This is a genomic window from Hydrogenophaga atypica, assembly GCF_042665215.1.
Lineage (GTDB): Bacteria > Pseudomonadota > Gammaproteobacteria > Burkholderiales > Burkholderiaceae_C > Hydrogenophaga > Hydrogenophaga defluvii_A.
Map to the genome: position 1 here is coordinate 24,317 of NZ_JBHTCA010000033.1, position 8,497 is coordinate 32,813.

An 8,497-nucleotide genomic window follows, 5' to 3' on the forward strand; every position below is an offset into this window, starting at 1 on the left:
AATTAGCATTATGTTATTGTTTTTATTATTTTAAATATATTTCAGTATACCAATTAACCTGGATCAGACATGCGGACGATGACGGCTACAGCCCCAAATCGTCCTTGGAGTCCGAAGCGACCCTGTTGACCCCACTTGAATCTGTGAAAGAGAAAAATGACTTCGGACTTCCACTTCTACGAACCACGGCATGGACACAGGCTCGCGCACAATCCCTTCTACGCCATCATGGGCCCCAGAATGATTGGCTGGATCGCGACCCGATCAAAGGAAGGCGTGGACAACCTGGCGCCATACAGTTTTTTTGGTGCCTACAGCGCGGATCCGCCGATGATTGGATTCACCAGCGAGGGTTGGAAAGATTCGGTCGATAACGTCAGAAGCACCGGAGAGTTCAGCTGGAATCTCGTCTCGCGTGACCTTGCACAAGCCATGAACCTCACCTCGCAGTCGGTGCCGGCCGAGATGGATGAGTTTGAACTCGCAGGTATTCAAAAGAGCGAATGCCGAGTCATCTCTGCCAGCAGGGTCGAAGACAGCCCGGTGACCTTCGAGTGCCGCCTCAGTGAGTTAAGCCAACTGAGGTCTTCGTCGGGCACCTCTCTTGATCAATGGCTGGTGCTCGGTGAGGTCGTTGGCGTGCATGTTCGCAAGAACTTTCTGGAGCATGGTGTCTACCAAACGGCAAAGGCAAGACCCATTCTGCGAGGGGGCGGAAAAGCCGAGTATTTTGAAATTTCCTCAGCACTCCGATTTGAAATGAGTCGCCCCGAGTAGTGGCCCACCTTACCCTTCTTGAGGAACAAGCGATGAGATTTCCATCCCTGCCGATCGCGGCCTCACCTGCTGCGGACCACTGATGGCACGCTTGCCAGCAGTGACGCTGCGCCAACTCCGCGCCTTTGTGGCGGTGGCAGAAGAAGGCAGTATCGCGCGCGCCGCACAGCGTCTTCACCTCACGGGCTCTGCGCTGTCCATGCTCATCGCATCCCTGGAAGGCGAGCTGGGGACACGTCTGTTCGAGCGTACAACGCGCCGACTTCAGCTGACCGACGCAGGGCGGGAGTTGCTGCCCGCAATCGGCGAGGTGTTCCACCACCTCGACAGCGCACTTTCAGATCTGCGCGAATCCACTCAGCGCCGCGATACGCAGCTGCGCATCGCGGCTTCGCCGCTATTGGCAGCCACCCTGCTGCCGGGTTTGATGGCGGGTTTTCGGGAGCGTTATCCAGCGGTGCGATTGAAACTGCTCGACAAAGCGGTCAGTGCGGTACCGCAGGCAGTACGAGGCGGCGACGCCGACATCGGCGTCTGCACCGCAGATATCGACACGCTGGATCTCAAAGCCACCGTGATGCATCAGGACCAGCTGATGCTGGTGTGCCTGGAGACCCACCCGCTGGCGACACATCGCGAGGTGCGTTGGCAAGAACTGGCCGGGGAACCCTTGGTGCTGATGGAGACAGGCTCCGCTCTTCGCAGCCTGGTCGAACAAGGCCTGGCTGAGACCGGCGAACCGTTTGAACCTGCATTCGAGGTGGCCCATGTGGCCACCGCAATCGGCCTGGTCGAGGCCGGACTAGCAGTTTCTGTGTTACCGAGCTACGCTGTCGCCCGAACCCGGGCGGTGGGCATACGCTCGGTGCCGCTGACCAACCCCGTGCTCGAGCGTGCCATCGTTGCGTTACATGCACCCGAGCGTCCACTGACCTCGGTGGGCGAAGCCTTCCTGGCGCATTTCCGCAAGGCGATGGAAACATTCGCGGCGCCCACACCGGTCCCGCCGCGACGTCGGCGCCGCGGCGCCTGAACGGACTCAGGCGCAGGCTTCGCGCCGCGCATGCCACGCCTGCCAGTCGCGCCCAGGGTGCACTTCGCCGCAATGAGGGCAGGTGCGCTGGGCGTCGGTAGCGCCATAAAAGGCCTGGTAAACCGCTGGCAGGTCTTCCACGATGCTGGCGAGCTGCACCTCACTGCGATGCACCAGTCCGCCACAAGCCGCGCAGTACCACTCAAACGCATCGCGAGTGCCCTGCGGGCGCGGGAATTCAATCACGGTACACAAGCTGCCTGGCTCAGGACGCTGAGGTGAGTGACGCACGTGCGCCGGCAGCAAAAAAATGTCGCCCTCGCGCAGGTCCACCCGTTCAAATTTGCCGCGATCAGCGATCAGGAGGTGCGCGTTGCCGCGAAACTGGTGGAAGTACTCTTCGAAGGGGTCGTCGTGAAAATCGGTGCGCTGGTTGGGGCCACCGACCACGGTGACGATCATGTCCGAGTCCTTCCATATCTGCTGGTTGCCTACGGGCGGACGCAACAAATGCTGGTGCTCGTCTATCCAGCGGTTGAAATTAAGGGGCTTGCGCATGGTGATGTCCTTTTGAGGGGTTGCAGGAAGTTCAAAGCACGAGGGGCGCGCGCCAGTTCAGCACCGCCCGTAGCGCGCTGTGGGCCGTCACCAACGAGGTGCGGGGGTTGAGTGGATCGGGCCGGTTATCCAGCCGCAGCAGTAGGTGGCCAGCCTCGCCCCAAGCTTCAATCTCGTGCTGGTTGTCGCTCACACCGGGATCGGCCCAGAGCTCGACACGTGTCTGATCCAGCCCCAGCGTAGCCAGCGCCACGGTGGCGGCCACATTGGCGTTGCGGGGAAAGTCGCGTGCGGCCTGACGGGCACTGCCTTCGAACAACCGGGTCGGCGCCACCAGCGCATCCAGGTCGCGTCCAGGCTCGGCCGGACTGCCACGCCAAGCCTGTGGCGGTTTGCGGCCGCGGTAGACCACCTCGCGCAGGCCAGCGTCGCGAGCTGCTGTCAGCCAATCAATACCGCCAACAGCTCCCGCCACCAATCGCACTTGGCGCCCGTGGGCCTCGGCCAACGCACGCAAGCGCTCATAACGCGCGTCGTCGGTCAGCGCGCCGACAGAAACCAACAGCAAATCGCAACCAGCGCCCAGCACCGCCACAGCATGAGCATCCACCGCCGTATGGCCGGCGCATTCGACCACCAGATCGGGCGCAGCCTCCAGCCAGGCATCTCGGCTGTCACTCAGCAGCGGCCGCAACTGCGCCAGATCGTCCTGCGCAGCCGCCTGCGCCTCGGACAGATCTTGCACCAGTACACCGCTCAGAGTCACGCGCTGCGGATGCGCCAGGAGGCCACGCGCCAAGCGCTGGCCAATGGCCCCGAATCCGATCAATCCAACTCGCATTGCCTGTGCCATGGTGTCAACGCCCCAACAGCCAGATCAGGGCGGCAGCACCAGCCAGCAAAGTCAGCACATAGGGCAGACTGGCACGCAACGATGGCGACTCCTGCACCAACTCAGCCGGCGCCTCCGTCACACCCGGCGCGGCGCTGGCGAGCTGGGCCGCAAAGCGCTGAAAAAAGTCCTCGCTCATTTTGCGCACCGTGCCTTCGATCAGACGCGAGCCAAGCTGTGCAATCTTTCCGCCCACCTGGGCCTCGGCGCTCCAGTCGAGTCGGGTCTTGTCCACGCCCAGCTCAACCAGCGTCACCCGCGCTTCACCCTTTCCGAAACCGGCCACCCCCCCCTGGCCGGCAAAACGCAGCGTACAGCGGAACGGAGGGGCAACATCGGCCATCTGCACTTTGCTGCTGAAACGCGCCGACACCGGTCCAATGCTGACCTTGACGCTGCTGTTGAATTCGGTATCGCTGCTGCGCTCAAAGCTTTCGCAACCGGCGATGCTCTGGCGCAGCACGGTGGGATCGAACAGCGCATCCCAGACGCGCTGCACTGGGTGATCGAGGACCTGGGTACCTTGGTAGTTCATGAAGTTTGACGCATGTTGATGAGAGCGCGGCGTGTGAGCACACCGGCCAGGTGGAGTCGGTAGTCGGCGCTTGCGTGCAAGTCACTGCTGGCGCGGTTCGCGTCAGGCCGGAGTCCAGCCAACATCTCTGGCTCGAAGCGCCGCGATAGCGCGGCTTCGGCTTCCTGCCAGCGGAACACGCCGTGCCCCAGCCCGGTGAGAGCCACGCGCACCTCGCTCTCGCTGCGCGCCACGGCAGCACCGGCCAGCGCAAAACGCGAGGCCGGCTGCTCGAACTTGAGATAGGAGAGCTGAACACCCAGCGGGAAATGGGCGCCCAGCAACAGCTCGTCGGGCTCCAGCGCGGTGCTGAACAGGCCTTGGAAAAAATCGTCGGCCGATATCGCTCGGCGGTCGGTCAGCAGCGTGGCGCCGCAGGCCAACACACCCGCCTGCCAGCAGGCGGCGGGATCGGCATTGGCCAAGGAGCCGCCCAGGGTGCCACGGTTGCGCACCTGTTGGTCGGCGATGCCTGCGGCCAAACAAGCAAGTCCTGGCAGACATTCGCGCACCAACGGCGAGGCGACGACCGTGGCATGTGTGCACAGGGCACCGATCCAAAGGGACGAGCCTTCGTCGCGCAACGCGCGCAACGCTTCGATCCCGCCAAGATCGATCAACAGCGGAGGCGCGGCCAGCCCCAGCTTCATCGCGCCCAGCAGGCTCTGACCGCCGGCCAGCAATTTGGCCTCGGGTTCGTCGCGAAGCCACGTCACGGCTTCGGCCACGGTGGTGGCGCGTCGGTATTCGAACGGTGTCATGTCCCCTCCCCGCCGACACGCAGCTCAAGCAGGCCCTGGCAAACCGCGTTGACGATGCCCTGGTAGCCCGTGCAGCGGCACAGGTTGCCGGCCAACGCATGGCGTACAGGCCCGTCTTCGGCGGGCACCGGCTCGGCGGCCATGGCCACGGCACGCATCACCATGCCCGACGTGCAGTAACCGCACTGCAGCGCATGGTGCTGGCCGAAGGCGCGCTGCATCGGATGCAATGTGCCATCGGCGTTGGCCAAGCCCTCAATGGTGGTGACCTGCGTGCGGTCCACCTGCAGCGCGAGCACGTTGCACGACTTGACCGCCCTGCCATCCACCAGCACGGTACAGGCGCCACATTGCGCGGTGTCGCAGCCCGCGTGGGTACCGGTCAGGCCCAGGTCATCGCGCAGCAGCGCAATCAGCAGGCGCTGCGGCGCGACCGAACGCCGGATCTCCTGGCCGTTAACAGTGAGCGTGAGGTCGTAAGACATATCAGGCCAGCTTGAGCCCGCTGCGAGCCAGCGCATCGCGCGCGGCCGCCCGTTGCGCCTCGGTGAGGTTGAGCAGCGGACGGCGCACCGGGCCACCGACCTGGCCCAACAGCTCCAACCAGTACTTGGTGTAGGCCTGGGGCGTGCCCGATGGCCGAGCCGAGCGGAACGCCTGACGGGCCGGCTCCAAGCTGTCACGCACCGCGCGTGCTTCGGCGTGGCGCCCCTCGAAAGCCAAACGGGTGTACTCGTTGATGCGTTGGTCGGCCGAGGTCTGCAGCAGGAAAGGCGGGGTGGAGCACAGGTAGAGCTGCCATCCGAGTTCGATGATGTTGTCCAGCCACTCCTCTTCGGAGGCGGTACTGACCAGGATTTTGTCGCCCGCGAGCTCGGTCAGGCGACGGTATTTCTCGCGCGCCACGCTGTACTTGATGGCGACGATGTTGGGCAGCTCGGCGATGCGCGCACACAGCTCAGGACTCATCTCGTACCCACAGTCTGGGTGGTTCCACAGCGTGATGCCTATGTCGAGTTGCTCACTCAGGTAGCGGTAGTACTCGTAGACGGTTTCCTCGGGGTCGTGGTGGAAGTGCAGCACGGGGCTGTGAATCACCACGTAATCGGCGCCGATGTCCTGCGAATGGCGAGCGAGCTCCAGCACCACGTCGAGATTGGCGTCTGAACAGGAGGTGACGATGCCGCAGTGTCCGCGGGCCTCTTCTACCGCCAGCTCGAAGGTGCGCTTGCGCTCTGCCACCGACATCGAGAAGAACTCACCCTGCTTGCCACTGACGAACAGGCCACCGAGCTGAAGGTCGCGGATCCAGTGCCGCAGGTTGCGCCGCATGCCCTCCTCGTCGAGCGAGAGGTCGTCGCGAAACGGCGTGGTGGTGGCGGCCCAGACGCCACGGAAATGTTCGCGCGCGTAGGCCTTGGCGTCTGCCTTGAGGTATTTGGTGCTCATGATTGCGTTGAAGTGGAGTGGGAATTCATGGCCCGCCACAGGCGCTCTGCCGTCAGCGGGAAATCGAGATCAGGTTCGCCCAATGGCGACAAGGCGTCGGCAGCGGCATTGAGCAGGGCGGCCGGCACGCCAATGCAACCGGCCTCGCCCACGCCCTTGGCGCCCAGCGCGTTGGCGGCAGTGGGCACGTGCAAGCTGTGCAGCTCCACGGGTGGCATGTCGTCGGCACGTGGCACCGCGTAGTCCATCAGCGAGCCTGTGACGAGCTGACCGTCAGCGTCATAAACGATGCGCTCAAGCAGCGCCTGCCCCAGACCTTGTGCCAAACCACCGAGCAGCTGGCCCTCGGCGAGCTGGGGCGAAACGATGTGACCCGCGTCGTCGGCCCACACCAGGCGCTCCACCTTAGGATGACCGGTCTCTGCGTCAATGGACATGCGGGCGATCACGCAGCCGTAACTCCAAGCCTCAGCTGGCGCGCTGTAAACTTGCTCGACCGACAGTGGCAGTGGCTCACCCTCATCGCGCCGCCGTGCGGCCTCTTGAGCAGCCAACAACACCGCACTGCCACCAATGGCCATGCTCCGGCTGGCCAGCGCACCCACGCCTTCGGGACCATGACCGGTATCACCGTGGCGCACCCGCACCCGAACGGGGTCACAGCCGAGCGCCGAAGCAGCGATTGCCGCGTAACTGGTCTCATGGCCCTGCCCCTGGGCACTTGAGCCGCTGGCCACTTCCACAGATCCGTCGCCCAGCAGCGTCACGCGCGCACTCTCCCAGCCCTGGCCGCAGGGCTCGATGTACTGAGCAATGCCTATGCCCACCCACTCGCCTGCGGCTCGACGGCGCAGTTGCGCCGCGCGTTCGGCTTCGTAGTCGAACGCAATGGCGGCATGATCCAGCGCGGCCACGTAATCACCGGCATCCAGCGTCTCACCGCTTGGGGTGGTCCAGGGCATGTCCTTCGCGCCGATCAGGTTGCGGCGGCGCAGCGCCATCGGATCCTGCCCCAGCACGCGCGCTGCCCGGTCCACCAAGCGCTCGATCAGCAGCGCTGCCTCGGGCCGGCCTGCGCCGCGATAAATGGTGACGGCGGCGGCGTCGGAACGCTCGACACGTGCTGACACGTCCACCGAAGCAATTCGATAAGGCCCAGGCAATATGCGCGCAGCATTGCGCGCCGGAACCACAGCGCTGTACGGCAACCAGGCCCCCACCGGAAAGCGCAGGCGTGCGTCCAGATGCACGAATCGACCGGCTTCATCCAGCGCCAGTTCACCCTCCAGCATGGCACCGCGCCCGTGCACCCCAGCGGTGAACTCTTCACTGCGCGTGGCTGTCCATTGCAAAGTGCAGCGGTGCGCGCGTGCGGCCCAGGCCAGCACCAACTCCTCTGGACCCAACGAAGATTTCGCACCGAAGGCCCCGCCCACGTCAGGTGCGATCACGCGCACGCAATCCAATGCCAGCCCCAGGGTGCGGGCGATGTCGGCGCGGGCGCGCCATGGTGTCTGGGTCGGCAGCCAGGCCTCGAGCTGTTCGCTGCTTTGGTCCCAGCGCATCACCGCCGCCCGCGGCTCCAGCGCCAGTGCCACCACACGCGGCTGCTGCTGACGCAAGCGCACCACGGTCACGCCTGCAGCAGGCGCATCGCCTGTGTGGTGGCGCACGCTCGCCACGGTCGGTGCGGCGGTGTCGAGGTCGTTGCAGGCCGCCTCGGGCTCGCACTCGAACCACACCGACTCGGCCCCGCGCTGTGCAGCCTCAGCGCTGCGCGCCAGCACCAACGCCAGTGGTTGACCGACCGCGTGTACCGTGTCGGTGGGCAGCAGCGGTGTGGCCGGTGCATCGACAATGTCGAGCAAAGCATTGGGCGCAGGCATGCACAGGCCGATCAGATCGTGACCGGTAAGTACCGCCTCCACCCCGTCAATCGCAAGTGCCGCTTCGATGTCCACGGACAAAATGCGTGCGCGCGCAAACACACTGCGGACAAAGGCAGCGTGCCACATACCAGGGAGCTGGATGTCGTGCACGTAGCGGCCCTGTCCGGTCAGCAGACGGGCGTCCTCAACGCGAGCCAGTGGCTCGCGGGCTGGATGGGTACTGTTGGTAGCGCTCATGGACATAAAGATTGGGTGCTGCGATTGCACGCGATACACCCCGTCGCCACAAGCGAATATTTCTGAACGATTCCTCAGACCATCTGAGCAGCTACCGCAAGACCACAGAAACTCACGCCCGCAACATCTCTTGCTTGCCCCTGAATAGCTTCAACTCGGCAGTCACTGAAGCGCACATCTTGCAGCGCGCATCACGCGCTGTATCCGTCCGGCAAAGTCATCTTGAGCCCGAGCCGCATACCAAGGATGCTCGTGTCCGCGTAACTTCATTGCGGACACATGAACACTTCAGAAATCGAGTTGCCAAGCAGGCGGACACGGCGGCGG

General features: G+C 64.1%; 9 protein-coding genes. 2 read left to right on the forward strand and 7 right to left on the reverse strand.

Annotation, left to right across the window (positions count from 1 at the left end; genetic code table 11):
* Positions 1-156: 156 nt before the first annotated feature.
* Both ACFQPB_RS21670 and ACFQPB_RS21675 read left to right on the forward strand, forming a co-directional pair.
* Positions 157-777, forward strand: coding sequence for a flavin reductase family protein (locus ACFQPB_RS21670; protein ID WP_382227936.1), 621 nt, complete (start codon positions 157-159; stop codon positions 775-777).
* A 100-nt stretch (positions 778-877) separates the two neighbouring features.
* Positions 878-1,810 (forward strand): LysR family transcriptional regulator, encoded by a 933-nt coding sequence (locus ACFQPB_RS21675; protein ID WP_382227939.1) that lies wholly within the window; start codon positions 878-880, stop codon positions 1,808-1,810.
* Positions 1,811-1,816: 6 nt separating this feature from the next.
* Here ACFQPB_RS21675 and ACFQPB_RS21680 read toward each other — a convergent pair whose 3' ends face one another.
* Genes ACFQPB_RS21680 through ACFQPB_RS21710 form a run of 7 tightly spaced genes read right to left on the reverse strand, consistent with a single transcriptional unit; the run spans position 1,817 to position 8,170 of the window.
* A complete protein-coding gene (locus ACFQPB_RS21680; RefSeq protein WP_382227942.1) occupies positions 1,817-2,368 on the reverse strand; it encodes a 3-hydroxyanthranilate 3,4-dioxygenase in 552 nt (183 codons plus the stop codon).
* A 31-nt stretch (positions 2,369-2,399) separates the two neighbouring features.
* Positions 2,400-3,221, reverse strand: coding sequence for an aspartate dehydrogenase (locus ACFQPB_RS21685; RefSeq protein WP_382227945.1), 822 nt, complete (start codon positions 3,219-3,221; stop codon positions 2,400-2,402).
* A gap of 4 nt (positions 3,222-3,225) precedes the next feature.
* Complete coding sequence (locus ACFQPB_RS21690; protein ID WP_382227947.1) at positions 3,226-3,795, reverse strand: CoxG family protein; 570 nt, start codon at positions 3,793-3,795, stop codon at positions 3,226-3,228.
* On the reverse strand, positions 3,792-4,595 hold the full coding sequence (locus tag ACFQPB_RS21695; RefSeq protein WP_382227950.1) for an FAD binding domain-containing protein: 804 nt from the start codon (positions 4,593-4,595) through the stop codon (positions 3,792-3,794). Before ACFQPB_RS21695 ends, ACFQPB_RS21690 begins: the two co-directional genes overlap by 4 nt.
* Positions 4,592-5,080, reverse strand: coding sequence for a (2Fe-2S)-binding protein (locus tag ACFQPB_RS21700; protein WP_382227953.1), 489 nt, complete (start codon positions 5,078-5,080; stop codon positions 4,592-4,594). The genes ACFQPB_RS21695 and ACFQPB_RS21700 overlap by 4 nt, the downstream gene beginning before the upstream one ends.
* 1 nt (position 5,081) lies before the next feature.
* Positions 5,082-6,044, reverse strand: a complete 963-nt coding sequence (locus ACFQPB_RS21705; RefSeq protein ID WP_382227956.1) for a dihydrodipicolinate synthase family protein — start codon at positions 6,042-6,044, stop codon at positions 5,082-5,084.
* Positions 6,041-8,170, reverse strand: coding sequence for a xanthine dehydrogenase family protein molybdopterin-binding subunit (locus ACFQPB_RS21710; RefSeq protein ID WP_382227957.1), 2,130 nt, complete (start codon positions 8,168-8,170; stop codon positions 6,041-6,043). The genes ACFQPB_RS21705 and ACFQPB_RS21710 overlap by 4 nt, the downstream gene beginning before the upstream one ends.
* Positions 8,171-8,497 lie beyond the last annotated feature (327 nt).